General features: G+C 64.3%; 21 protein-coding genes. 8 read left to right on the top strand and 13 right to left on the bottom strand.

Annotated features, from left to right (window positions below):
* Positions 1–44: 44 nt before the first annotated feature.
* From X750_RS142460 to X750_RS142485, 6 genes are all read right to left on the bottom strand, one after another.
* Positions 45–920, bottom strand: coding sequence for an SMP-30/gluconolactonase/LRE family protein (locus X750_RS142460; RefSeq protein WP_031208463.1), 876 nt, complete (start codon positions 918–920; stop codon positions 45–47).
* Positions 920–1,561, bottom strand: a complete 642-nt coding sequence (locus X750_RS142465; protein WP_023692987.1) for a 2-dehydro-3-deoxy-6-phosphogalactonate aldolase — start codon at positions 1,559–1,561, stop codon at positions 920–922. Before X750_RS142465 ends, X750_RS142460 begins: the two co-directional genes overlap by 1 nt.
* Positions 1,562–1,583: 22 nt before the next feature.
* Entirely contained in the window at positions 1,584–2,528 is a 945-nt protein-coding gene (locus X750_RS142470) for a 2-dehydro-3-deoxygalactonokinase (protein ID WP_023692986.1), read from the bottom strand.
* 5 nt (positions 2,529–2,533) lie between these two features.
* The gene (locus X750_RS142475; protein WP_023692985.1) at positions 2,534–3,301 is read right to left on the bottom strand and encodes an SDR family oxidoreductase; all 768 of its coding nucleotides are present in this window, start codon (positions 3,299–3,301) and stop codon (positions 2,534–2,536) included.
* Between the two features lie 169 nt (positions 3,302–3,470).
* Positions 3,471–4,820: an EAL domain-containing protein gene (locus tag X750_RS142480; RefSeq protein WP_023681311.1), complete on the bottom strand. Its 1,350-nt coding sequence runs from the start codon at positions 4,818–4,820 to the stop codon at positions 3,471–3,473.
* A gap of 100 nt (positions 4,821–4,920) precedes the next feature.
* Positions 4,921–6,720 (bottom strand): hypothetical protein, encoded by a 1,800-nt coding sequence (locus X750_RS142485; RefSeq protein ID WP_023739807.1) that lies wholly within the window; start codon positions 6,718–6,720, stop codon positions 4,921–4,923.
* A gap of 124 nt (positions 6,721–6,844) precedes the next feature.
* Between X750_RS142485 and X750_RS142490 the strand changes: the two genes are divergently transcribed.
* From X750_RS142490 to gshB, 3 genes are all read left to right on the top strand, one after another.
* On the top strand, positions 6,845–7,849 hold the full coding sequence (locus X750_RS142490; RefSeq protein WP_023710382.1) for a glycosyltransferase: 1,005 nt from the start codon (positions 6,845–6,847) through the stop codon (positions 7,847–7,849).
* A 4-nt stretch (positions 7,850–7,853) separates the two neighbouring features.
* On the top strand, positions 7,854–8,228 hold the full coding sequence (locus X750_RS142495; RefSeq protein WP_023739808.1) for a GtrA family protein: 375 nt from the start codon (positions 7,854–7,856) through the stop codon (positions 8,226–8,228).
* Positions 8,229–8,363: 135 nt separating this feature from the next.
* On the top strand, positions 8,364–9,317 hold the full coding sequence (gshB, locus tag X750_RS142500) for a glutathione synthase (RefSeq protein ID WP_023739809.1): 954 nt from the start codon (positions 8,364–8,366) through the stop codon (positions 9,315–9,317).
* 92 nt (positions 9,318–9,409) lie between these two features.
* On the opposite strand, the gene X750_RS1000000163835 is transcribed toward gshB, so the two are convergent.
* The gene (locus X750_RS1000000163835) at positions 9,410–10,483 is read right to left on the bottom strand and encodes a glycosyltransferase (protein ID WP_023748250.1); all 1,074 of its coding nucleotides are present in this window, start codon (positions 10,481–10,483) and stop codon (positions 9,410–9,412) included.
* A 184-nt stretch (positions 10,484–10,667) separates the two neighbouring features.
* On the opposite strand from X750_RS1000000163835, the gene X750_RS0133460 reads away from it, so the two are divergent.
* Together X750_RS0133460 and X750_RS142505 are read left to right on the top strand one after the other, a co-directional pair.
* The gene (locus X750_RS0133460; RefSeq protein ID WP_156932433.1) at positions 10,668–11,732 is read left to right on the top strand and encodes a glycosyltransferase; all 1,065 of its coding nucleotides are present in this window, start codon (positions 10,668–10,670) and stop codon (positions 11,730–11,732) included.
* A 252-nt stretch (positions 11,733–11,984) separates the two neighbouring features.
* Positions 11,985–13,517 (top strand): YifB family Mg chelatase-like AAA ATPase, encoded by a 1,533-nt coding sequence (locus X750_RS142505; RefSeq protein WP_023687500.1) that lies wholly within the window; start codon positions 11,985–11,987, stop codon positions 13,515–13,517.
* Positions 13,518–13,720: 203 nt separating this feature from the next.
* On the opposite strand, the gene X750_RS142510 is transcribed toward X750_RS142505, so the two are convergent.
* Positions 13,721–15,892, bottom strand: coding sequence for a malate synthase G (locus tag X750_RS142510; protein ID WP_023748248.1), 2,172 nt, complete (start codon positions 15,890–15,892; stop codon positions 13,721–13,723).
* A gap of 133 nt (positions 15,893–16,025) precedes the next feature.
* Positions 16,026–18,047 (bottom strand): hydantoinase/oxoprolinase family protein, encoded by a 2,022-nt coding sequence (locus X750_RS142515; RefSeq protein WP_023748247.1) that lies wholly within the window; start codon positions 18,045–18,047, stop codon positions 16,026–16,028.
* A gap of 195 nt (positions 18,048–18,242) precedes the next feature.
* Between X750_RS142515 and X750_RS142520 the strand changes: the two genes are divergently transcribed.
* From X750_RS142520 to X750_RS142530, 3 genes are read left to right on the top strand one after another with little or no spacing between them, the layout of a single operon-like run.
* Positions 18,243–19,220 (top strand): threonine/serine dehydratase, encoded by a 978-nt coding sequence (locus X750_RS142520; protein ID WP_023748246.1) that lies wholly within the window; start codon positions 18,243–18,245, stop codon positions 19,218–19,220.
* Positions 19,221–19,228: 8 nt separating this feature from the next.
* Positions 19,229–19,609 (top strand): nuclear transport factor 2 family protein, encoded by a 381-nt coding sequence (locus X750_RS142525; protein ID WP_023681284.1) that lies wholly within the window; start codon positions 19,229–19,231, stop codon positions 19,607–19,609.
* 17 nt (positions 19,610–19,626) lie between these two features.
* Positions 19,627–20,226 (top strand): DNA-3-methyladenine glycosylase, encoded by a 600-nt coding sequence (locus tag X750_RS142530; RefSeq protein WP_023748245.1) that lies wholly within the window; start codon positions 19,627–19,629, stop codon positions 20,224–20,226.
* Between the two features lie 4 nt (positions 20,227–20,230).
* Here X750_RS142530 and X750_RS142535 read toward each other — a convergent pair whose 3' ends face one another.
* The 4 genes from X750_RS142535 to X750_RS142550 are packed head-to-tail and all read right to left on the bottom strand — an operon-like array spanning position 20,231 to position 23,932.
* Positions 20,231–21,367, bottom strand: a complete 1,137-nt coding sequence (locus X750_RS142535; protein ID WP_023696062.1) for an ABC transporter permease — start codon at positions 21,365–21,367, stop codon at positions 20,231–20,233.
* Entirely contained in the window at positions 21,364–22,284 is a 921-nt protein-coding gene (locus tag X750_RS142540) for an ABC transporter ATP-binding protein (protein WP_023673289.1), read from the bottom strand. Before X750_RS142540 ends, X750_RS142535 begins: the two co-directional genes overlap by 4 nt.
* On the bottom strand, positions 22,281–23,231 hold the full coding sequence (locus X750_RS142545) for an HlyD family efflux transporter periplasmic adaptor subunit (RefSeq protein WP_023748244.1): 951 nt from the start codon (positions 23,229–23,231) through the stop codon (positions 22,281–22,283). Before X750_RS142545 ends, X750_RS142540 begins: the two co-directional genes overlap by 4 nt.
* Positions 23,228–23,932 (bottom strand): CerR family C-terminal domain-containing protein, encoded by a 705-nt coding sequence (locus X750_RS142550; RefSeq protein ID WP_023748243.1) that lies wholly within the window; start codon positions 23,930–23,932, stop codon positions 23,228–23,230. Before X750_RS142550 ends, X750_RS142545 begins: the two co-directional genes overlap by 4 nt.
* Between the last annotated feature and the right edge of the window lie 21 nt (positions 23,933–23,953).

Raw genomic sequence — 23,953 nt, 5'->3', positions numbered from 1 at the left:
GCGAAATCGACCCGCGCCCGACGCCTGCACGACAACCGGTACGCTCAGGCGATCAGCACGCGCGGCTCGAAGCGGCCGTTGACGGGGATGTCGAGCAGGAAGGTCATGCCGGCCTGTGGGTCAAGCTTGCGCTGCTTGTCGTCCTTGCCGTTCCAGGCCGAGGTCACCGCCAGCCGATCGGCCTTGGCGCCGACAAAGGCCGGGCACGAGGACTGCCCCGCCGGCGTGGCAATTTCGCGCAACAATGTGCCGTCCGGCGCATAAGCCTTCACCGCCTTGCCGCCCCAGACCGCGTTCCACAGCACGCCGTCGCGGTCGACGACCGAGCCATCGACATAGCCCTTCGACGAGCGATGGTCGACGAACACTTTGGACTCGCCGATCGGCAGACCCGTTGCCGGATCGCAGGCGACGCGCATCAACAGGCCGGTCGCGGTATCGGTGTAGTAAGCGATCGTTCCATCCTGCGAGAAACAGATCGAGTTCGACACGGTGATGCCGGTGTAAAGCGTGCGCAGCTCGCCCTTGAAGAACCAGTAGATGGAGCCGGCGCCCTTCTCCTCACCCTTGCCCATGGTGCCGACCCAGAAGGCGCCACAAGGGTGGACGCGCGAATCGTTGGAGCGGGTCAGCGCATTGTCGGCCTCGATGGCCGTATGCAGCGTCAGCTTGCCGGTCGAGACGTCGCGGACATGCAGGCCAGTCTCGGTGGCGATGAGCTGGCGATTGCCATCGACAATGGCGATGGCGCTGGCCATCTGACCGAGCTCATGGACTTTCCGCGCGCCGGACGTGACACCCTGCTCCAGCAGCAGGCCGTTGACAATGTCGAACCAGAACAGCGTATCGGTGGCGGGATCGTAGCTCGGCCCCTCGCCGAGCTCGCAGACATGGTCCGAGAAAACCGAAACGTTGTCCATCATGCCGCTCCGCCGAAGGCCGCATCCCAGGCCATTACCGCCGCCCGGGCACGCGTGGCCACCTCGTCGACGCTCATGCCGGGTTTGAACAGGCTGGAGCCAAGACCGAAAGCGGTCACCCCAGCGGCTTTGTAGCCGGCAAAGTCTTTCTCGGAAACGCCGCCGACGGCGCCGACCACGGTATCGGCCGGCAGCACGGCCCGCATCGCCGAAATGCCGCTAGGCCCGAGCACGCTTGCCGGGAAGAATTTGAGCGCCGAAGCCCCAAGCCTAATCGCCTGAAAAGCTTCGGTGGGGGTGAACACGCCTGGCATCGTCACCATGCCGTGGTGCATGGCGCGGGCCATGACGTCGGCATCGATGTTGGGGCTGACCAGCAGCCTCCCGCCGGCCTTGGCCAAGGCGTCGACATCGGCTGAAGTCAGCACCGTGCCGGCGCCGACCAGCGTCGTCTTGGGCAATGCGGTGACAATGCTGGCGATCGATGAAAACGGCTCCGGCGAATTGAGCGGCACCTCGATGGCTTCGATACCGGCGTCAAACAGCGCCTGGCCGATGGCAACCGCCTCGCTGGGTTTGAGGCCGCGCAGAATGGCGACAAGACCACGCTTCAGCTTCGGGAAAGGTGCGGTCTGGGTCACGCTGTTACTCCACTCTGGTGAGTCATTTGGCGATCATGCCATTTTCCCGCGCTGCCTCGATAAGGCCGGCACGCACCGCCTCGTCGGCGTCGACCGTCCTGACGGCAAGCCCTGCAAGGTCTAGCGCCTGGCGGTAGAGGGCTGCTAGCGAGCCGGACGCAACCAGCACGATTGCGGTGGTGCTTTCGCCATAGCGGCGGCCCGCCGAGGCGATCTCGCCGCCGATCAGCAGGCCGGACAGGCAAGCGGCGGCATCGTCGGCCTTGAGGTTCTGCAGCAAGCCGGCGGCGCGGATCGAGAACAGCCGCGAGGTGACATCGCCGCCCTCCGCCAAAGCCTTGCGGCACCATTCCTGGAAGAACGGATTGTCCGGAGTGACCGGCTTCGGGCTCTCGCCCAGCGAATGGCGCAGGATAGAGTGAGTGGCCAGCACCGAAAACAGCTCGCCGGTCGGCCAGGTGCAGAAGCCGTCGACCGCGCCGTCTGCGACCAGAACCCATTTCGAATGGGTGCCGGGCATGCAGACGAGATGGCGACCTTTTGCCGGCAAACCGGCGCCGGCAAGCTGGGTTTCCTCGCCGCGCATTACGTCCGGCGCATCTTCCAGGCGCTGCGCCAGGCCAGGCACGATGCGGATGTCGCGGCTCTGGCCGGGAATGCGGGCGGCCCCCGCGAGAATGGCACTGAGCGGCGCCGGCACGGTGACGTAAGGCGCTTCCAGCCAACCCTGGCGCGAGCCGGCCATGCCGCAGATGATGACCGGCAGTGTGTCAGGTGCGCCGAGCGCCGCCAGATGGCCCTCGAGGATGGTCGAAAAGCCTTTTTGCTGCGCGGTGATCAACCCATCATCGCCGCGACGCTCGGCAAGCACCCCGCCCGCCCCGTCGACCAGCCAGACCCGCATGCGGGTCGTGCCCCAGTCGACGGCGGCGACTGCCGGCGTGCCTTTTGCCGGATTTTGATTCACCGGACTCACAGGAAACCCCCGTCGACGATCAACATCTGCGCCGTCAGCATACGCGCGGCGTCGGAGGCCAGGAACAGCACTGTGCCGACGATGTCGTCGGGCTGCATGACCTGCTTGATGCATTGCTTGGCGACATGGGCGGCGAGCCTCTCCTCGGTGACCCAGAGTTCCCGCTGCCGCTCGGTGATCACCCAGCCCGGCGCAATCGCATTGACGCGGATGCCGTCGACCCCAAGCTTGCCCGCGAGACCTTTGGTGAGGCCGAGTATGCCGGCCTTGGCGGCGGTGTAGGCCGGCATATCGGGGTGGTTGATGAGATAGGAGGTTGAGGTGAAGTTGATGATCGACCCGCCGCCGGCCCGCTTCATGCCCGGCGCGACCGCCTGTGCGGTGAAGAAATGCGGGCGCAGATTGACGGCGAGATTGTTGTCCCAGAACTCGACGGTAACGTCGGCGACCTCGTGGCGTTCGTCCCAGGCGGCATTGTTGACCAGCACGGTGACGTCGCCATGCGCCTCAGCCGCTTTGGCGGCCGAAGCGCGCAACGCCTCGACGTCACGCAAATCGGTCTTGAGGTAGAGCGGTCGCCGGCCAAGTTCTTTTTCGACGCGGTCGGCAAGCAGCGTGCTTAGGCCATCGGCGATGTCGATGAAGGCGACATGGGCGCCCTGGCGAACGAAGCCCTCGGTCAGTGCCGCACCAATTCCGGAACCGCCGCCGGTGATCAGCACCGAGGCTCCCCTGAGGTCGGCAAAATCGGCCGATGGCATCATATTTTTCTCTCCCGATCCGGTCGGCGCGCATCCTATCCAGCCAAGTCCGGGGAGCAAGGGCGAAAACGGCGATTTGTTTGGCTTATGTCAGACAAAAGGACGCAAGATGGCGGCCACAGTCGATCTTGGCTCGCACCGCTGACTTGCTCGACGCAGGCAAGACCGCCGGTCAGACTGCCTTGGCGTAGAGGGCGCCGCGATAGGAATCGCGGAGGTAGCCGAGCGTGGCGTCGGCGTCGACCGGTTTGCCGAAGAGATAGCCCTGGCCGCCGGCGCAGCCGAACTGGACGAGGCGGTCGGCCTGCGCCTCCTCCTCGATGCCTTCGGCGACGACATCCATGCCGAGCCCTTCGCACATGGCCAGAATGGCGCGGATGATGTGTTCCGACGGGCGGTCGTCGAGGATCGAGGAGACGAAGGCGCGGTCGATCTTGAGCTTGTCGAAATGGAATTCGCGCAAGCGGCCGAGCGAGGACTGGCCGGTGCCGAAATCGTCGAGCGAGACTCGGATGCCGACGCGACGCAGGTCCTCGACGATCTTCTCGGCCGAGGCCGGATCGTTCATCAGGCCGGTTTCGGTGATCTCGATCTCCAGCCGTCGCGGATCGAAGCCGGTGCGGTCGAGGATCGACAATATGTGCAGGCCGGTGTTCTGGTCGACGAGTTGCGAGGGCGACAGGTTGAAGGACAGGAACAGGTCCTTCGGCCAGCTGCGCGCCGCTTCGGTCGCCTTGCGCAGCACCAGCTGCGACAGCGGGCCGATGATGCCGCGCTCTTCGGCGATCGGGATGAACACGGTCGGCGGCACCACGCCGAGGTCGCGATCGGTCCAGCGCGCCAGCGTCTCGAAGCCGATGGTGCGGCGGGTGGTCAAATCGACGATGGGCTGGAAATGCGGTTCGACCTCACCGGCCGAGACGGCACGGCGCAGCGCCTGTTCGATGCGGGTGACGCGCTTGGCCGCCTCTTCCATTTCGCGGGTGTAGACGACGACCCGGCCACGGCCCGAACGCTTGGCGTGGTAGAGCGCCGTTTCGGCCTTGTTGACGAGGATTTCCGTGGTTTCGTCGCCGGAATAAAAGAGCGAGCAGCCGACCGAGGCCGAAAGCCTGGCGGTGCGTTCGCCGACATCGTAGGGCGCCGACAGGATTTCGATCATCATGCGCGACTTCTCGGCCGCCGCTTCCTCCGAGAACACCATCGGATACAGGAAGGCGAATTCGTCGGCGCCGATGCGGCAAACGGTGGAGTGGCTGTCCATCGAAGCGCGCAGCCGCATTGCCACCTGGATCAATATGTCGTCGCCGGCCTTGTGGCCGAACAGATCGTTGATCGGCTTGAAGCCGTCGAGGTCGAGAATGCCGACCGTGAACGGCGCGGGATCGTCTGCACGGTCGCTGATCAGGCGATCGACCTTGTCGAAGAAGCGGCGATGGTTGCCAAGCCCGGTCAGCGCATCGGTGAACGCCAGATCCGAGTTTTCCCTGCTTGCCTGCCCGGTGCCAAACGTCGTTTGCATCGGTATCCCTGTTTGTGACGCCCGAAATTTAGGCTGAGACTGGCAGCAAAGCGTTTAGGAAGCGTATCGCGAAATCGATTTTTCGCTGGCGAATGATGCTTTAGCGGACGCGGTAGAGTTCGACCGGGGTTCCGCGCGTTTCGGCCACCGGTTCGAGCCAATCGGGGACGCTTCCCTGCATCAGCCTGGCCAGGAAGCCTTGCGGCGCCTTGGCGGCAAGCATCTTGCTTTCGGCGCTGCCGCGGCAGAGCGCCATCAGGCCGACGTGGTGAGCCGCCGCGATCATCCTCGCCTGGTCCGCCGATCCGAGGAAGGCATCGAGCGCAAGCAGGTCGCCGGCGATGTTGCGATGATAGGGGCCGGCAAAGACGCGGTGCCCGGAATAGGCAAGGATGGGCGAGCCGAGATTGGAAATGGCAAGCACCGTGGTGTCCGGCAGCCGGGCCAACGCCGCGAAGGAGGCCTTGCGCTCGCAGGACGGATCGCTGTCGGTGTCCTGTGCCTCGACCGAGACCTTGCTGGCCTCGAATACGCTCGACGTCGCGGCGGCAGCGCCGGCCCAGACGGCATTCGCCGACACCAGCCAGACCGCCGCCATGCGCAGCGATACGCTGCGCGCAGGGCTGATCCTCGCCCGTTCGCGCCAGCTTGCGATCCAGGCCGACAGCGGGATGACGGCAAAGGCGATCGAGAATGTCGAGCCGCGGACCTGCCAGGCGCTGACGATGAAGGCGCCGACCAGCAAGGCGCCGACGAGGCTGTCCTGGCGGCGCCATGGTCCGCGCAGGCGAAGCGCCATCAGCGCGATCGCCACCAGCGGCGTGACATAGCGCGCCGCCAGCGACGCCGGCTCATTGACGGCAATACTGAACAGCGACTGCGCCTCGTCGATGTGATCGAGCCACAATTCCTTGAGGCGCGGATCGAGGTTTGCGTAGGGAGCCGCAAGGCATTGCGGAAACAGCGCCACGATGACGGCGCCCAGCCCAAGCGCGAGCAGGCTAAGCGAGATCAGGCGGCGGCTGGCCGTGCCATTGGACACCGTGAGCGACGTCACGGCGGCAAGCCCCAGTCCGGCGATTGCCGCCACCACGAACTGCACAGCCGAGAAGGCATCGCACTGCGGCTGGCCCATGGCCGATGGCGGGATGGTGGTGACGAAGACGAGGGCTGAAACCCCGGCAAAGCCGAGACCGAAATCCCTGGCGATCCGGCGTTCGCCGCCGGGATCGACGACGAACAGCAAAGCGATGCAGGCGCCGATGGTGGCGACATAGGGCGCGGTTTCCATGCCGACGGCCAGCGTCAGGGCCGCACACAGCCCGGAAATCAGCGCCGCCCAGCGACGCGCCGGCGCCTCGAGCAGCAGGCTGAGGCTGGCCATGGTCAGCGTCAGCTGGACATTGTGATGATCGAGCGCACCCGGCAAGAAAATGCCGATGAAATGCAGCGCCGCCGCGCCGATGACGATAGCGGGCAGCACGGCGCCGACGCCGGCGAAGCTGCGTGCCGCACGGGCTGTAAAAAACACCGCCAGGCAGAACAGCAGCGACGGCCACAGCACCTGTGCGATCGCTTCGGCCATGGCCATGCTGCCGGTCAGCGCCGAGGCGGCGAGGATGATGACGGCGAGCGGTGCGTCGACCAGCCGCGACCAGTGCATGACGAAACCGCCTTCCGGCCCCATCCTGTACTGATGCAGGTCGAACCAGCCCTGGCCGGCCAGCATGTCGCGAACCTCGACCAGCCGCAGCAGGCTGTCATTGTCGCCGCCGGCATTGCTCAATTCGCGAAAGCCCGTGGCGGCATTGACAGCCAGCACCACCAGCATGGCAAGCAGCGCCAGCGTCATATCGGACTTCCAGGAGGAAGCACCCGCCTTGGCTGCGTTCATCATCATGACCTTCGTCGGAAAGACTGCGGCCTTAAACCTAGCCTTAACAGCTTCAATAAATAGTAAAGTCGCCTGAGCGAGGCCGCATATGAGCGCGGCCGGAGGCTCCGCCGGGTGTCGGGAGACGGAAATGCCGCACGAAGTCCGCCATGAGCCGGCCATTGCCGTGCTCCTGCCTTGCTACAATGAGGAACTGACCATCGCCGAGGTGGTGCGGCGCTTTCGCGAGACGCTGCCATCGGCCGAGATCTATGTCTATGACAACAATTCCAGGGATTTGACCGCGCTCAAGGCGCGCGCAGCGGGCGCCATCGTCGTCCGCGAGCCGCGCCAGGGCAAGGGCAATGTCGTGCGGCGCATGTTCGCCGACATCGATGCGGACATCTATCTGATGGCCGATGGCGACGGCACCTATGCGCCGGAAGATGCCTCGCTGCTGATCAACATCCTGCAGACCGAGCGCTGCGACATGGTGGTTGGCACCAGGCGCGGCGTCACCGACGATGCCGGCCGTTCCGGCCATGCCTTCGGCAACCGCATCTTCAACAGCCTCTACAAGCGGCTGTTCGGCGCCGACTTCACCGACATCTTCTCCGGCTACCGCGTCTTCTCGAGGCGTTTCGTCAAGAGCTTTCCCGCGGTTTCCGGCGGCTTCGAGATCGAGACCGAAATGTCGGTGCATGCCTCGCAGCTCAAACTGCCGGTGAGCGAGATCGCGCTCGATTATGGCCGCCGGCCTGAGGGATCGTCGTCGAAGCTGTCGACCTATCGCGACGGCGCCAGGATCCTGTGGATGTTCGCCATGCTGATGAAGGAAACGCAGCCGCTGCGCTTCTTCGGCGCCTTCGCGATTTTCTTCCTGGCGTCGAGCCTTGCCCTGATGACGCCGGTGCTGATCGAATTCGCCCAGACCGGCCTCGTGCCGCGCATGCCGACCTGGGTGCTGTCGGTCGGCCTGCTGCTGCTCTCGATGCTTGCGATGGTGACCGGATTGATCCTCGATTCGGTATCGCGCGGACGCGCCGAGCAGAAGCGCATTTTTTATCTCTCGGTGCCGTCAGGCCGGGTCGAACGGCGCGAACGCACTGGTGAAATCCCGAAGGCCGAACCGGGCAAGACGCCCCGGGCCGCCTGAGGCCGTGAGCCGGCTCGTCCGCTTCGTCCTGGCCGGCGGCGTTGGTTTCGTCGCCGATGCCGCGGCGCTCTGGCTGCTCTTGGCGGTGACGCCGCTCGGTCCCTTCGTCGCCCGTGTCCTGTCGATCGGCTTTGCGCTGTGCGTCACCTGGCAGATCAACCGGCACCTGACCTTTTCGCCGTCGAGCCGCGGCGTGGCGCAGGAGGGCGCACGCTATGGCGGCGTCGGCATTGCCACCAGCATCGTCAACTATCTCGTCTACTGCGCCATCCTGTTCGCGCTGCCGGCAATGCCGCCGCTGGCGGCACTTGCGATCGCCTCGCTGGTAGCGATGGCGCTGTCGTTCCTCGGTTACTCCCGGCTGGTCTTCGACCGTTAGGGGGTCTGGGCCAAGCAAGCGCGATTGGCAGAAGCCGCCAAGTTCCGTATATCGGCGACTTGCCTTGCCGCAATTCCGGACGGAAAACCGCTACGCACTTTTCCTGGACTTGCTCGACCCGCTGGAGACCAGAAGATGACCCTGAAGATCGCCGTCCAGATGGACCATGTCTCCACCGTCTCGATCGCCGGCGACACGTCGTTTGCGCTGTCGCTGGAGGCGCAGCGGCGCGGGCACCAATTGTTCCACTATACGCCGGACCGGCTGTCGATGCTGGGCGGCAAGGTGTTTGCCCGCATCGAGGAGATGAAGCTCCGCGACGAGAAGGGCAATCATTTTTCGCTGGGCGACAAGGTGCGCACCGACCTGTCGGAGATGGATGTGATCCTGCTGCGCCAGGATCCACCCTTCGACATGAACTACATCACCACGACGCATATTCTGGAGCGCATTCACCCGAAGACATTGGTCGTCAACGACCCGGCCTGGGTGCGCAACAGCCCGGAAAAGATCTTCGTCACCGAATTCCCCGATCTGATGCCCGAAACGCTGATCACCAAGGATCCCCAGGAGGTCGCGGCCTTCCGCAAGGAATTCGGCGACATCATCGTCAAGCCGCTCTATGGCAATGGCGGCGCCGGCATCTTCCATCTCAAGGAGGGCGACCGCAACCTCGCCTCACTGCTCGAAATGTTCGCCCAGCTGTCACGCGAGCCCTATATCGTCCAGCGCTATCTCAAGGATGTGCGCAAGGGGGACAAGCGCATCATCCTGATCGACGGCGAGGCGGTCGGCGCCATCAACCGCGTGCCGGCCGACCACGATTCCCGCTCCAACATGCATGTCGGCGGCCGCGCCGAAAAGACCGAGCTGACGCAACGCGAACGCGAAATCTGCGCCCGCATCGGCCCGTCCCTGAAAGAACGCGGCTTCATCCTCGTCGGCATCGACGTTATCGGCGACTACATGACCGAGATCAACGTGACCTCGCCGACCGGCGTGCGCGAAGTGCAGCGTTTTGGCGGCGCCGATATCGCCAGCCTGTTCTGGGACGCGGTAGAGGCGAAGCGGCGGAATTTGGCCGCGTAGTGTGCGTTGCTACGGAGGACTTTGGTGGGTCCAGAGAAGCATCGAAAGATGCTCTTTATCGGGTAAGACTGCCGAGCAAGCGGCTCATCAAATCAAACTATGTCCCCGAAGCGCCGAGGCCTCAGTTTCGGAGGAAGGAGACCGATAAGTCTGGTCTGCAATTTTCGCTGTGGTGTTGCCCAGTCTTTCAGCAGAAAACCCGCATCGGAGTTCTTTTCCAGCAATGCAAAAGCCGCAGACAGTCCGATCAGGTCGACCAAGGTCCTGCGCATTGAGTGGCGGGAGATTAAATGCGCCAGTCCCGGCGCCACTTCGCACCAACGATTGGCCAGTGCCCGCCGTATCGCTATTTCAGTATCAGGCGACATCCTGCCGAGGCCAACTCCGGTACCCAGGATGCGCCCGTCCGCCCAGCCATTGCCGCCGTGAAGCCGATAACTGCCAAGAGCCCGCCCAATCCTCACGGTTCCGCCGATCATATGGGCGGCACGAGCCATATAACCATCGGCACATATCTTTATTTCGTCCGGATCGGATGGACGCATGATTTCAAGCGGAGCTCGACGAAACATCATCCCCGATGTGGTTGACCAAAACCAACCCACGGTACCCCGATCAATAAATAATAATGTCGGGTCAGCTTCAGTGTCGACATGCAGGTAGCCGCTCATTTTCGGCATCGATCGCGGGTCGTTCAGGTGGAATACGGGATGACCGCCCGCAAGCAGGTTGCCGGCCGTATCTATCACCACCTCATCGGAGCTCGACATTGCCGCGATACGAGTGTGGCTGAGATGCGCTCTCACATGGCATTCTATGAAGTCAGGATGCCATGCATCGTCACCGTCAAGAAAGGAGATCAGGGGTCCGGCTGTCGCGTCAAGCCCGGTCATCATTGTTGCCAACTGCCCGCCATTTTGCAGTCGGGGCAGAAGGCGGAAACGACTGTCGCCAAGCTGAGACAGACACTCTTCAATCCTTCGGCGGGAAGCGTCGGTCGAAAAATCATCGACCACCACGCACTCGAACGCAGTGTATGTCTGCGCCGCTACGGATCGGATCGCAGTGTCGATGAATGCCTCTTGATTGAAACAGCCTACGCAAACGGATACGGTTGGTAGCGCGATGTGAGAACCAGCTCCGCTTGGGACGATGTTTTCTTTCAAGAGGCGCTTCTCCGTACACCAGATTTGATCGCCTGAGATATTCCGTCGATCAAATGGCGGTGTTTCTTTGCCAAATTTCTCTCTGTCGAAGCGAGTTTTGCCCCGCACTCAAGATCGCAATTGCCGCATGTTGACCCTACAGCACGGGTATCGCCCTCCTACCAAATTCGAGATTGTCAGAGCCATGCTGCGTCATGGCCACAAGCTCAGAAAAGGGCACCCTTCCGCGAAGTCGCAACCTGCTCTTCAGGCAAGTTTGCTGTCGGACGATCCGTTCATATCCTATTCGGGAATGTCCGGTACGCCGCTCGGATTAGCAAGTCATATGCCTTTCCGTCCACGCAGCCACCGCGCCTGGTTTCTCATCTCGCCAACCTGGTCCGTCGAAAACAGTGCTAGCGTCAAAACCATCCGGACCTATGCCGTTCTGAATAGACTCAAGAACCCCCGTCACTCGCTAATCTTCCTATCCAACACTCAGGCAGAGGCTGATCTGTTGAACCAGTCCGGCGAGGCCGCCGTCCTGCACAACAAGACGTCAACAACCTCCGAACACATATTCAGGCCTCTCGATGACGTCCCTGTAGAATTTGATGCAATCTACAATGCGCAGCTGGCTCCGTGGAAGCGCCATGACTTGTCGCTTGGCATCCAGCGTTGCGCATTTGTCTTCTATCGAGATTCAAGCGGATCCTCCACGACGGAGTCGGAAAGAGCGCGAATAAATCGGCATAGGGAGCTCGCGCCGCATCACGTCTTTATCAACGAGTTTGACGGCACCGGCAAGCCGGTCCGATTGGCACCGGCTCAGGTGAACACGCATCTAAATCGTGCAGCCGTGGGAATCTGTCTCTCTCACCTGGAAGGACCAATGTTCGCCAGCACGGAATATCTTCTCGCGGGCCTTCCAGTGGTCACGACGCCGAACCATGGCGGCCGAGACCTTTATCTGGATGACGACTATTCGCTCACAGTTCCACCCGATCCTCGATCCATCGCGGAGGCTGTCTTAGCGCTGAAGGAGCGACGAATTCCCCGGGATTACATTCGTTCCCAAACTTTGAAACGAATCGAACGAGACCGCGGGCGGTTCATAGACCTTGTAAACGAGATTTTTCTGGAGAGCGGCTCTTCGCGCCGGATCGCCCTGCCTTGGCCTTTCAGATATCCTGTCATGGAGTGGCTTCCACCCCAAATCGCAATCGATCGATCCCTTTCAGGTGCGGTCGATGCCTTCGTCACCGCTTAGACGGCAACAGCCTCGGATTGCCGGAGGAACTCTGTCGCCCTTGTTAAACGCGGTCGAGGAGGCGGAGCAGCCGTTCCATTTTGCTTGACCATCTTCCTTTTTTGCAACCGGCACAGCGCGCTGCAGCCACCACGAATGCATGTTCCTGTAATGTTCTTGCCTTGGCCTGAAATCTATGGTTGTCTTGTCCTGACGTCGCTCGCGGTCTGAACCACAAGGCCGAGGCGAGCCGATATCCGGGGGCAGAGCAAGATGGTGGCGCGGGTTCGCACGGTTGCTTTCCAGGGCATCGAGGCCGTACCGGTCGATGTCCAGGTGATGATCGCGCCGGGCAAGGTCGGCATGCAGATCGTCGGGCTGGCCGACAAGGCGGTGGCCGAAAGCCGCGAGCGCGTGCAGGCGGCACTGCATGCGTCGGGGCTGTCGATGCCGTCGAAGAAGGTGACGGTCAACCTGGCGCCTGCCGATCTTCCCAAGGAAGGGAGCCATTACGACCTGCCGATCGCGCTCGGCCTGATGGCTGCACTCGGCGCCATTCCGGGCGACATGCTGGCCTCCTATGTCGTGCTCGGAGAATTGTCGCTCGACGGCACCATTGCCACGGTGGCCGGCGCGCTGCCGGCGGCGATCGGCGCCAATGCCGAGGGAAAGGGCCTGATCTGCCCGTTCGGCTGCGGGCCGGAAGCGGCCTGGGCGGGCAAGGATTTCGACATATTGGCGCCGCGCAGCCTGATTGCCATCGCCAATCATTTTCGCGGCACGCAGGTGCTGTCGCGGCCCGAGCCCGGCATCCATGTCTCGGCCCGCGACCTGCCCGACCTTTCAGACATCAAGGGCCAGGAAAGCGCCAAGCGGGCGCTGGAAGTGGCGGCGGCCGGCGGCCACAATCTGTTGATGGTCGGGCCTCCCGGCTCGGGAAAATCGATGCTGGCGCAGAGGCTGCCTTCAATTCTGCCGCCACTGGCACCGAAGGAACTTCTTGAAGTCTCGATGATCGCCTCGGTGGCCGGCGAGCTCGGCGAAGGCAAGCTCACCGACCGGCGGCCGTTCCGCGCCCCGCACCATTCGGCCTCGATGGCGGCAATGGTCGGCGGCGGCATCAGGGCGCGGCCGGGCGAAGTATCGCTTGCCCATAACGGCGTCCTGTTCCTCGACGAGTTTCCCGAATTCACGCCGCAGACCTTGGATGCACTGCGCCAGCCGCTGGAGACCGGCGACTGCATGATCGCGCGCGCCAACCACCGCGTCACCTATCCGGCGCGCATCCAGCTGGTGGCGGCGATGAACCCGTGCCGTTGCGGCATGGCCGGCGAGCCCGGCTATCGCTGCCTGCGCGGCGAGCGCTGCCGCACCGACTACCAGGCGCGCATTTCCGGCCCGCTGCTCGACCGCATCGATCTCAGGATCGAGGTGCCTGCGGTCTCGGCCGCCGACCTGATCCGGCCGGATCGGGCGGAGAAAAGTGCCGCCGTTGCGCAGCGCGTCGCGCGCGCCCGCACCATCCAGCGCGAACGGTTCGAGCGGCTCGGCGTGACCAGCGCGACCACCAACGCGCATTGCTCGCCGTCTGTTATCGAAGACATCGCCGCGCCGGACGCAGCCGGCCTGTCGCTGCTTAAAGACGCCAGCGAGAAACTCGGCTTTTCGGCGCGCGCCTATCACCGCGTGCTTAAAGTGGCGCGCACACTGGCCGACCTCGACGCCAGCGAAACCGTCGGCCGCATTCACCTGGCCGAGGCGATTTCCTACCGCATGATGTCGGAGCGGGTGGCGCAGGCGGCTTAACCCTCCCCCCTTGAGGGGAAGGTGACCGCGAAGCGGCCGGGTGGGATCGCCGAAGAATGCTCGATTTTTGAAGCCGAGCCGAGAAAGGGCCTCTGCGCTGACATTGCTTGTAGTGTCGTCCGAAGGGAGTCGCCGCACTTCACGCAGGACCCCACCCGGCCCTTCGGGCCACCCTCCCCTCAAGGGGGAGGGAAATGCAGGCGCTAATTCGCCCGCGCTTTCGCCTTCAGCTCCAGCCTCCGCCTGTGCAGCACCGGCTCGGTGTAGCCATTCGGCTGTTCGCGGCCTCTAAACACCAGGTCGCAGGCGGCGTGGAAGGCGATGGAATTGTCGAAATCGGTGGCCATCGGGCGGTAGAGCGGGTCGCCGACATTTTGGAGGTCGACGATCGCCGCCATGCGCCGCAGCGAATCCATCACCTGGATCTGCGAGCACACCTTGTGGTGCAGCCAGTTGGCGATGTGCTGCGAGGAGATGCGCAGCGTGGCGCGGTCTTCCATCAGGCCGACATCGTTGATGTCGGGCACTTTCGAGCAGCCGACGCCCTGGTCGATCCAGCGCACGACATAGCCAAGAATGCCTTGCGCATTGTTGTCGAGTTCGCGCTGGATCTCGTCGGGGGTCCAGTTCGGCCGCACCGCCACCGGCACCGACAATATATCATCGAGCTTCGCCTTCGGCCGGCTCTTGAGCGCCGCCTGGACGGCATGGACATCGACCTTGTGATAGTGCGTGGCGTGCAACGTCGCCGCCGTCGGCGACGGCACCCAGGCGGTGCTGGCGCCGGCCTTGGGATGCGCGATCTTCTGTTCCAGCATCGCCGCCATCAGATCGGGCATCGCCCACATGCCCTTGCCGATCTGGGCATGACCGGCGAGCCCGCATTCGAGCCCGATATCGACATTCCACGCCTCATAGGCGGAGATCCAGGCGGCCTGCTTCATGTCGCCCTTGCGGATCATCGGCCCGGCTTCCATCGAGGTGTGGATCTCGTCGCCGGTGCGGTCGAGGAAGCCGGTGTTGATGAACACGACGCGTTCCTTGGCGGCGCGGATCGCCTCCTTGAGGTTGACGGTGGTGCGCCGCTCCTCGTCCATGATGCCCATCTTGATGGTGTTTGCCGCCATACCGAGCAGCGCTTCGACGCGGTCGAAAATCTCGACTGCGAAGGCGACTTCCTCCGGCCCATGCATCTTCGGCTTCACCACATACATCGAGCCCGCGCGGGAATTCATCCGACGCCCGTTGGCGCCGACATCGTGCAGCGCGATCAGCGCCGTCATCGCCGCATCCAAGATGCCTTCCGGCACCTCGTTGCCATCGCGGTCGAGGATGGCCGGATTGGTCATGAGGTGACCGACGTCTCGCACCAGCATCAGCGAGCGGCCAGGCAAGCTCAGCGCGCCACCACTGGGCGCGGTCCAGGCGCGGTCCGGATTGAGCTTGCGCGTGAAGGTTTTGCCGCCCTTGCTGATTTCCTCCGCCAGATCGCCCTTCATCAGGCCGAGCCAGTTGCGGTAGACGATGACCTTGTCCTCGGCATCCACCGCCGCGACCGAATCCTCGCAGTCCTGAATGGTGGTCAGCGCCGATTCCAGGATCACGTCGGCAATGCCGGCCGGGTCGGTGCGGCCGATCTGGTTGGTGCGGTCGATGAGGATCTCGATGTGCAGGCCGTTCTGGACCAGCAGGATGGCTTCCGGGTTGGCGCCGTCGCCGCGGTAGCCGGCAAATTGTTTCGGGTTGGCCAGTGTGGTGCCGCCGGCGCCGGCGCCGAGCCGCAAGGTGCCACCCGAAACCGTCAGCCCGTTCACGCCGGCCCATTTGCCCGAGGTGAGCGGCACGGACTCGTCCAGAAAACTCTTCGCCCAGGCAACCACCTTGGCGCCGCGCACGGGGTTGAAGCTTTTTCCCTTCTCGGCGCCACCGGTCTCGGCAATGGCGTCGGTGCCGTAGAGCGCATCGTAGAGCGAGCCCCAGCGGGCATTGGCGGCGTTGATCGCATAACGCGCATTCATCACCGGCACCACCAGCTGCGGCCCGGCAACGGTGGCGATCTCGGGGTCGACATTGTCGGTCGACACGGAAAAGGCCGGCCCTTCGGGCACGAGATAGCCGATCTCACGCAAGAAGCTTTTGTAGGTCTCCATATCGATGGGCGCGCCATTGGCGCGGTGCCAGGCGTCGATCTGTTCCTGCATGGCGTCGCGTTTGGCCAACAGCGCCCGGTTCTTCGGCGCGAGATCATGGACGATGGACGAAAAGCCGTTCCAGAAGGCGTCGGCGGCAATACCGGTACCCGGCAGCGCTTCGCCGACAAAGTCATGCAGTTCGCGGGCAATCCGCAATCCGGCGATCTCGACGCGATCGGTCATCAGGGCTTCTCCAGATGAAAGGCTTTGCGGCCTTTGGCATGTCAGGGGTGAAGGGTCAATTCAGCTTAGGGTGAAGGCGGGGATTTTGAAGCTGCTGATCTCCCCCCAAGGGGACCCCAAGGGGGGAGATTACCTAAACCGCAATCCTCGGCCGACCCGATGCAACCGCCACCACATGCGCTTCGATAAACATCCGTTGGGCCTCAACGGTAGACACCTTGAACTCGGTCGAAACGTCGATCTCGGCATTATCCGTGCCGGCATCCTTCGCCCGCTCGGCTACGATCGCCCGCACATCAGCCTCCGCTGCCGCGATCGCCTTGGCCTCGTCCGTGAAGTCGCGCACCGTTTGCCCCGACGCGACCCGGAACAAACCTTCCTTGGGCTGGCTGACGCGGGCTTCGGCCGAGACGCGGACCTGGCCGACGACGGCGCCGAGCGCGTTGGCGACGTCGGTATCCTCCGGCACCACGCACTCATTACCGACCAGCTCGGCCAAGCCGGCATAGTGCAGCGGCGCCGAGGCGCCGAGGCCAATGACCGGACGATCGAGCGCGACGCTGAGCCTTGCGATGCCGGGATGGGAATCGACGGCGCGCTGCACCAGCGCATGCGCGACGGTGGCGGCGCCATCCAGCCCGTCTTCGGCAAAGGCGGTCTCCAGAATGTATTCGGCCGACCAGCGCGTCAGCGTCAGCAGCACCCGTTCGGAAATCACCTCCGGAGACGGCGCGATGTACTGGCCTCGCCCATCACGCTTGCGGGCAAACAGTTCGGCGCCGAGCCGGGCCGCAAGCGGGTCCCAGTTGGCCTGCTTGCCGAGCACATGGGCGGCGTCCGAGGGGGTGAAGCCCGAGATATGCACAAGACCGCGCGAGACCAGCCGGTTCAGCGTGGCGTTCTGGGCGTTCGAGGTGAGCAGCCTGTCGATGGCGAGCGGCACCGCACCAATCAGTTCATACAGTTTCGCCTCGGGCGCGGTCAGGCCGGCGGCGAGCCTGTCCGGCACGCCGGTGCGCAACGCAAAGCGGCCGTCCATGCGGCCGGGGTTGGGCGCCCTGAGCTGGCGCTCGAGCTCCGATGTCACGGAAACACCATGCATCATGCCGGCCAGCGCCAGCGGCACCAGGCGGCGCGGCCCGAGCAGGATTTTCGGGTTGAGCGCGCCATCTTCCAGTGCCACCTCGGAATCGCCGCCGAGGCCGAAAGTGCGCATGGCGACCGCCTCGACCATGGTGCGGAAGCCGCCGACAGTGGCGCCTTCGGGATCGAGCCGAGGACGGCCGCCGTCGAGCACGGCGACATCGGTGGTGGTGCCGCCAATGTCGGACACCATGGCGTTGTCCAGGCCCGTCATGTGGCGGGCGCCGACCAGGCTGGCGGCCGGGCCGGACAGGATGGTCTCGATCGGCCGCTGGCGGGCAAACGCCGCCGAAACCAGCGCGCCATCGCCGCGCACCACCATCAGGGGGGCTACGATGTTGCGGGCCTCCAAAAATCCTTCGGTTGCCGCCACCAGCCGGTCGATCATCGAGATCAGCCTGCCGTTGAGCAAGGTGGTGAGCGCGCGACGCGGACCGCCGAGCTTGGCCGACAATTCATGGCTGGCGGTCACCGGCAGGCCGGTCTTTTCGCGGATGAGGTCGCGCGCGGCGAGTTCATGCGCCGGGTTGCGGGTGGCGAAATAGGCGCACACGGCAAAGCCCGACACCGAGGCGCCGAGTTCAGGGAGTGCTGCTTCCAGCCCCGACAGATCGAGCTTGGCCGCATTGCCGTGCACGTCATGGCCGCCCGGACAAAACACCACCGGATCGGTGCCGAGCGCCGTCTTCAGCCCGTCGCGCGCAAGGTCGGCCCCGGTAAAGCCGATCATGATGAGCGCCACACGCCCACCCTGGCCCTCGACCAGCGCATTGGTGGCGAGCGTCGTCGACATCGACACGAGTTTGATCGCGGCCGGATCGGTGGCCGATTTTCCCAGCACCGCATCGACCGCGCCGGAAATGCCGACGGCAAGATCGTGCCGCGTGGTCAGCGCCTTGGCCTTGGCCAGCACCTTGCCTTTTGGCCCGCCTTGTTCCGACCACAGCACGGCATCGGTATAGGTGCCACCGGTGTCGATACCGAGAAACAGGGGTTTTGGCTTGGCGGTCATGTCTGGCGGTCCGGGATTCTGCTCCCCCGCCCTTAGCCGATACGGCCCGGCTGATAAAGGCGGGAGAGGTGGGCCAGTTTGACCCTCGTCGCCGCTCATGCCCGCCAAACTTTGTAACGGTCACATTTTTTCATTGGTGCGTGGCCTGCCTTTGCGTGCACCATGCGCCGATCTCATCCCTTTCAGGACTTCGCCATGACCACGCTCCCCGGCATCGCCGACATCCATGCCGCCGCCGCGCGCCTCTCCGGCCTGATCGCCGAAACGACCTTGATCGAATCGCTGGAACTCAACAAACGCTTCGGCGGCCGCATCCTGTTCAAGCCGGAGACGCTGCAGCGCACCGGCTCGTTCAAGTTCCGCGGCGCCTACAACAAACTGTCTTCGCTGAGCGAAGAAGAGCGCAGCCGCGGCGTCGTCGCCTTCTCCTCAGGCAACCATGCTCAGGGCGTCGCCGCGGCGGCTGCCATGTTCGGCGTCAAGGCGGTCATTGCCATGCCGGCCGACGCGCCGGCGATGAAGATCGCCAATGTCCGCAAGATGGGCGCCGAAGTGGTGCCGTTCGACCGCTTTCGCGACGACCGCATGACGGTGGTGCGACCCTACATGGACAAGGGCATGGTGCTGGTGCCTCCTTTCGACGATCCGGCCATCATCGCCGGCCAGGGCACGATCGGTCTCGAACTGACGCGCCAGGCAAAAGCGCTCGGCGTCAGCCTCGATGCGGTCGTCATTCCCTGTGGCGGCGGCGGCCTGACGAGCGGCATTTCGATCGCCGTCAAGGATGCCTCGCCGGCCACAGCAGTCTGGGCCGTTGAGCCCGAGCATTTCGACGACACCCGCCGCTCGCTGATCGAAGGAAAAAGGGTTTCCAACGAGCCCGGCCACAGTTCGATCTGCGATGCCATCCTCACCGCAGAGCCCGGTGCCATCACCTTCGAGATCAACCGCAAGAACCTCGCCGGCGCCATCGCCGTCTCCGACAAGGCGGCCGCACAGGCGGTGCGCGACGCCATGGCCCATCTCAAGCTGGTGGTCGAACCCGGCGGCTGCGTGGCGCTGGCGGCGCTCTCGTCAGGCGAGATCGAACTGTCGGGCAAATGCGTCGCCGTCGTGCTGTCAGGCGGCAATGTCGATTTCACCACCTATGCCGAGATCATGGCCGCGGCCTGAGAACCGATATGGCAGACGCTGAGATAAGGGCGGCTCTCGATCGCCATTGGGCTGCCTCCGATGCCAATGATCTCGAGACGGAGCATCAGATCTATCGCGAGGACGCGGTGCTCGATTATCCGCAATCAGGCGAGCGCATCAGCGGACGGCACAACATCCAGTCGTCGCGCGCCACGCAGCCCAACCGGAAGCGCTTTGCCGTGCGGCGGATCACCGGGTCAGGCGACCTCTGGATCACCGAATATGTCCTGACCTATGACGGGATTCCGTCCTATACGGTGAGCATCATGGAGTTCGTCGATGGCAAAGTGGTTCGCGAGACCCAGTATTTCGGCGATCCGTTCGAGCCGGGGCAGTCGCGCGCGCAATGGGTCGAACGGATACCTTGAAACACGGCGGCGGTAGCATGACCGGCCACCATCCGCTCGATCGTGCCGAACTGCCTGATGATACGGCCGATCTCGCCCGCTATCTCATCGGCAAGCTCGTGGTGCGGGAGCTGCCGGAAGGCATCGTCAGCGGCCGTATCGTCGAGACCGAGGCCTATGTCACCGGCGACGCCGCCGGGCACGGCTATCGCGGCATGACGCCGCGCAACCGTTCGCTGTTCCTCGGGCCCGGACACGCCTACGTCTATCTCGCCTATGGGGTCTCCTGGATGCTCAATGTCTCAAGCGAGGGGCCGGGCACCGGCACCGGCGTGCTGATCCGGGCGCTGGAGCCGCTCGAAGGCATCGCCATCATGCGGCTGAACCGGGGCGTGGAGCGCCTGCGCGACCTGGCGCGCGGGCCGGGGCGGCTCGCCCAGGCATTGCGGATCGACCGTTCGCTGGACGGCCTCGATCTGTGCCGCCAAGGCCCGCTATGGCTGGCAGCCGACGAGCATCAGGCCAGCGACATCGGCCAAGGCATCCGCATCGGCATCACGAAGGATGCGGACCGCCCGCTGCGGTTCTATGTCAGAGGCAGTCCGTTCGTCAGCGGTCCGCGATCGCTCAATTCCTGAACGCTCAGTCGAGCGTGCGCCTGAACCGCACCAATGCGACGCCGGCAAACAAGGCCACGAACCCGACCAGCCAGGCGATCTCGCCCGCAACCGCCGGCAGTTCGGCGCCCTTCAGCATCACCGCGCGGGTGATGCGCAGAAAATGCGTCAGCGGAAAAATCTCGCCGAAGGTCTGCGCCCAGCCCGGCATGCCGCGATAGGGGAACATGAAGCCGGACAGCAGGATCGACGGCAGGAAGAAGAAGAAGGTCAGCTGCAGCGCCTGCATCTGCGTGCGGGCGATGGTCGAGATGGTGTAGCCAAGCAGCACCAGCGCCAGCACGAACACCAATACGGCTGTAAGCAGCAGCGACATGGAACCGGTGAAGGGGATGGCGAACAAGAGCTTCGACGCCGCCAGCACCACCACCACCTGGACGCCACCGACCACAAGATAGGGCAGCACCTTGCCCAGCATGATCTCAAACGGGCTGGACGGCATGGCGAGCAGGTTTTCCATCGTGCCGCGCTCGGTCTCGCGGGTCAGCGCGATCGAGGTCATCATCACCAGGGTCATCTGCAGGATGACGCCGAGCAGGCCGGGCACGATGTTGTATTGCGAGATGCCTTCCGGATTGTAGCGCTGGTGCACCACCACATCGAGCTGGCCCCTGGCGGCCTCACTCGCCGCCTCCTGCATGCCTTGCGCCCGAAGCAGCGCCTGGCTGGCCACTTTGCTTAGCGTCGAGATGGCGCCGCTGGCGGCGGCCGGGTCGGTGGCGTCGGCCTCGATGAGTATCTGCGGATTGTCGCCGCGCTCCACCCGGCGGCCGAAATCGGCCGGGATGGTGACGACGAAGGCGACATCGCCGCGCGCCATCAGGAATTCGGCATCCTCGGCACTTTGCGCGACATGGTCGAAGCGGTAGTAGCCGGTCGTCTGCAGGGCTGCGACAATGGCGCGGGTGTAGGGGTCGTTGCTGGTCGCCACCAGTGCGGCAGGCAGGCTTTTGGGATCGTTGTTGATAGCGTAGCCGAACAGCACCAGCTGCAAAAGCGGCACGCCCAGCATCATGGCGAAGGTGATGCGGTCGCGCCGCATCTGGATGAATTCCTTGATCAGCAGCGCACCGAGCCTGGCGAAGGAGAAGACGCTGTTCATGCCATATTGTCCTTCGAGCCGGACATGAACTGGATGAAGACGTCCTCGAGGCTGGTCTCGCCGGGTTTTACGCTGACGCCCTTGTGCTCCTTCTCGACATCGGCGAGCGCCTTTTCGAGCTTTGCCTTGTCGGAGCCGACGACATGCAGCGTCGCGCCGAACGGCGCCACCTGGTCGACGCCGGGCCGGTCCCTGAGTGCATCGGCGACCTGGTCGAGGCGCGGTCCCTGCAGCACGAAGGTGGTCAGACCGGCATTCGTCACCACCTCGTCCACCGTGCCGGTGGCCAGCATCTTGCCGTAGGAGATGTAGCTGATGCGGTGGCAGCGCTCGGCTTCGTCCATGTAGTGGGTGGACACCAGCACGGTCAGACCGCCGCTCGCCAGCCGGTGGATCTCGTCCCAGAATTCGCGCCGCGCCTTCGGATCGACGCCGGCGGTCGGCTCGTCGAGCAGCAGCAGCTTCGGCTTGTGCATGATGCAGGCGGCCAGTGCCAGCCGCTGCTTCCAGCCGCCCGACAACGTGCCGGCGAGCTGGTTGCGGCGGCTCGTCAGGCCAAGCTCTTCCAGCGTTTTCGACACATGCTCCTCGACCGGTTTCAGCCGGTAGAGCCGCGCCACGAATTCGAGATTCTCGCCGATCGTCAAATCCTCGTAGAACGAGAATTTCTGCGTCATGTAGCCGACTTCGCGCTTGATGCGGAGCGACTCGGTGCGGATGTTGAAACCCAGCACCGTACCTTCGCCCTCGTCGGGCGTCAGCAGGCCGCACATGATGCGGATGGTCGTCGTCTTGCCGGACCCGTTGGGCCCGAGAAAGCCGACGATCTCGCCCTCGGCCACCGTCATCGTCACATGGTCGACGACAGTCTTGTCGCCGAAACGCTTGACCAGGCCATGAACGTCGATGGCGTTCATTTTGAGGCCGCCAGCTCGACATCGACGATCTGTCCCGGCTGCAGCGCTTGCGCCTTGCCCTCAGGCCGCGCCTCGACGAGGTAGACCAGCTTCTGCCGGTTCTCGAGCGAGTAGATCACCGGCGGGGTGAATTCCGGGTCGGGCGAGACATAGCTGACGCGCGCCTTCACCTCCGGCCCGCAGCCGTCGCAATGCACGACAAGCAGCGTGCCGACCTTGATCGACGAGAACGCACTTTCCGGGACATAGACGCTGAGCTTCACCGCACCGTCCGGCAACATCGAAATGACAGGCGCGGTCGGACCGGCGGTGTCGCCGGGATTGCGGATGACGTCATTGATGCGGCCGGGCGAGGGTGCCGCCAGCACGCGCTTCGATAGCCGCCACTCAGCCTGTTCCAACGCCGACTGCGCCTGTTTGACCTGATTGTCTGCCGCCTTGATCGTTTCGGGACGCGCAGGCAGACCGCCGACGGCGAGGTTGGCCTGCGCCTGGCCGACCTGCGCATTGGCGGTCTCCAGCGTCGCGGCGGCGGTGTCGTAGTCGGCCTGCGTGCCGGCACCGCGCTTGAACAGGTCGGCGGCGCGGTCGTATTTGCGCTTGGCATCCGTGGCCTGGGCCTTGGCCATGTCGACCTCGGCCTTCAGCACCGCGATCTCCTCCGGCCGCTTGCCGATCTGCAGGTCGGCCAGCTGCGCCTGCGCCTGGGCGAGCGCGGCCCCTGCCTGGGCGACGGCGATTTTTGCGTCGGCGCTTTCGAGAGTCACCACCGGCGTGCCTGATACAACACGGTCGCCGCGCTTGACCGCGACGGTCTCGACCTGCGCCACCTCGATCGGAGCCAGCAAGACATAGTCGCCCTCGACATAGCCGACGGCAAGCGGCGCTGCCGGCGCGCAGGCGCCGAACAGCTGGGCTGCGAGCGGCAGGGAACAGAGAAAACTCATCGCTTGCCCTCCTTGCGGGCGACCGGATTTCGGGCCGCCAGTATGGCGCCAAGATTGCTTGTGACCGCCGCCACCACCTTGGCGGCTTCGGTGTTACCGATCTCGCGCCAGCCCATACGACGCATCACTGCTTCGCGGCCGATGCGGAAATAGATGACCTGGCCGATCAGCGTGAAGACCACGAGCTTGGTGGCCTCGCTTTCGGCCGGCTCGCCCGTCGCCTGTTCCCAGATCTGGCAGAGGCGGCGATGCGTCGGTTCGAACACCCCGTCATAGATGCGGTCGAGGGCGGCCGTCGGATGCGACAACTCTCTAAGTACGAATTGTACGATCTCGCCCGCCTCCGGCCTGGCGACGACAAATCCTACCATCCGCTCCAATGCGGTCGAGAGCTGCGCCCGCGCCGTCTCTGAACTGGCTTGACCTTGCAGCTGCATGCCGCCGAGCGCCTGGCCGGCAACCGCCTGGATGGTCTCAACGATGTGGTCGGCGGCGGCCCCGCGCAGCCCTTCCTTGCCGCCGAAATGATAGGCGATGGAGCCGATGTTGGCCTTCGCCTCCGCCGCGATCTCGCGCGTCGAGGTGCCGTCGAAGCCCTGCCGCCCAAACAGTTTGAGCGCGGCCAGCACCAGTGCGGCGCGCGTCTGCTCGGCGGGCGATGTCTCCTGGCGGGGCATTTTGTCGGGCGCGGATTTGATCATGTCGGCGTGTTTAATCAATCG

Origin of the sequence: Mesorhizobium sp. LNJC391B00, from assembly GCF_000502535.1 — a bacterium.
In the GTDB taxonomy this organism is placed as follows: domain Bacteria; phylum Pseudomonadota; class Alphaproteobacteria; order Rhizobiales; family Rhizobiaceae; genus Mesorhizobium.
Note: the sequence above shows the minus strand (reverse complement) of the source record. Positions and strands in the feature narration are given on the sequence as shown.

What these genes read in the sequence shown, in the direction of transcription:
- X750_RS142480 (WP_023681311.1), bottom strand. Translation starts at nt 4,820, where the DNA reads ATGCAAACGACGTTTGGCACCGGGCAGGCAAGCAGGGAAAACTCGGAT.
- X750_RS142545 (WP_023748244.1), bottom strand. Translation starts at nt 23,231, where the DNA reads ATGAGTTTTCTCTGTTCCCTGCCGCTCGCAGCCCAGCTGTTCGGCGCC.
- gshB (WP_023739809.1), top strand. Translation starts at nt 8,364, where the DNA reads ATGACCCTGAAGATCGCCGTCCAGATGGACCATGTCTCCACCGTCTCG.
- X750_RS142505 (WP_023687500.1), top strand. Translation starts at nt 11,985, where the DNA reads ATGGTGGCGCGGGTTCGCACGGTTGCTTTCCAGGGCATCGAGGCCGTA.
- X750_RS142540 (WP_023673289.1), bottom strand. Translation starts at nt 22,284, where the DNA reads ATGAACGCCATCGACGTTCATGGCCTGGTCAAGCGTTTCGGCGACAAG.
- X750_RS142525 (WP_023681284.1), top strand. Translation starts at nt 19,229, where the DNA reads ATGGCAGACGCTGAGATAAGGGCGGCTCTCGATCGCCATTGGGCTGCC.
- X750_RS142485 (WP_023739807.1), bottom strand. Translation starts at nt 6,720, where the DNA reads ATGATGATGAACGCAGCCAAGGCGGGTGCTTCCTCCTGGAAGTCCGAT.
- X750_RS142510 (WP_023748248.1), bottom strand. Translation starts at nt 15,892, where the DNA reads ATGACCGATCGCGTCGAGATCGCCGGATTGCGGATTGCCCGCGAACTG.
- X750_RS142490 (WP_023710382.1), top strand. Translation starts at nt 6,845, where the DNA reads ATGCCGCACGAAGTCCGCCATGAGCCGGCCATTGCCGTGCTCCTGCCT.
- X750_RS142460 (WP_031208463.1), bottom strand. Translation starts at nt 920, where the DNA reads ATGGACAACGTTTCGGTTTTCTCGGACCATGTCTGCGAGCTCGGCGAG.
- X750_RS142535 (WP_023696062.1), bottom strand. Translation starts at nt 21,367, where the DNA reads ATGAACAGCGTCTTCTCCTTCGCCAGGCTCGGTGCGCTGCTGATCAAG.
- X750_RS142530 (WP_023748245.1), top strand. Translation starts at nt 19,627, where the DNA reads ATGACCGGCCACCATCCGCTCGATCGTGCCGAACTGCCTGATGATACG.
- X750_RS142515 (WP_023748247.1), bottom strand. Translation starts at nt 18,047, where the DNA reads ATGACCGCCAAGCCAAAACCCCTGTTTCTCGGTATCGACACCGGTGGC.
- X750_RS142550 (WP_023748243.1), bottom strand. Translation starts at nt 23,932, where the DNA reads ATGATCAAATCCGCGCCCGACAAAATGCCCCGCCAGGAGACATCGCCC.
- X750_RS142520 (WP_023748246.1), top strand. Translation starts at nt 18,243, where the DNA reads ATGACCACGCTCCCCGGCATCGCCGACATCCATGCCGCCGCCGCGCGC.
- X750_RS0133460 (WP_156932433.1), top strand. Translation starts at nt 10,668, where the DNA reads ATGCTGCGTCATGGCCACAAGCTCAGAAAAGGGCACCCTTCCGCGAAG.
- X750_RS142475 (WP_023692985.1), bottom strand. Translation starts at nt 3,301, where the DNA reads ATGATGCCATCGGCCGATTTTGCCGACCTCAGGGGAGCCTCGGTGCTG.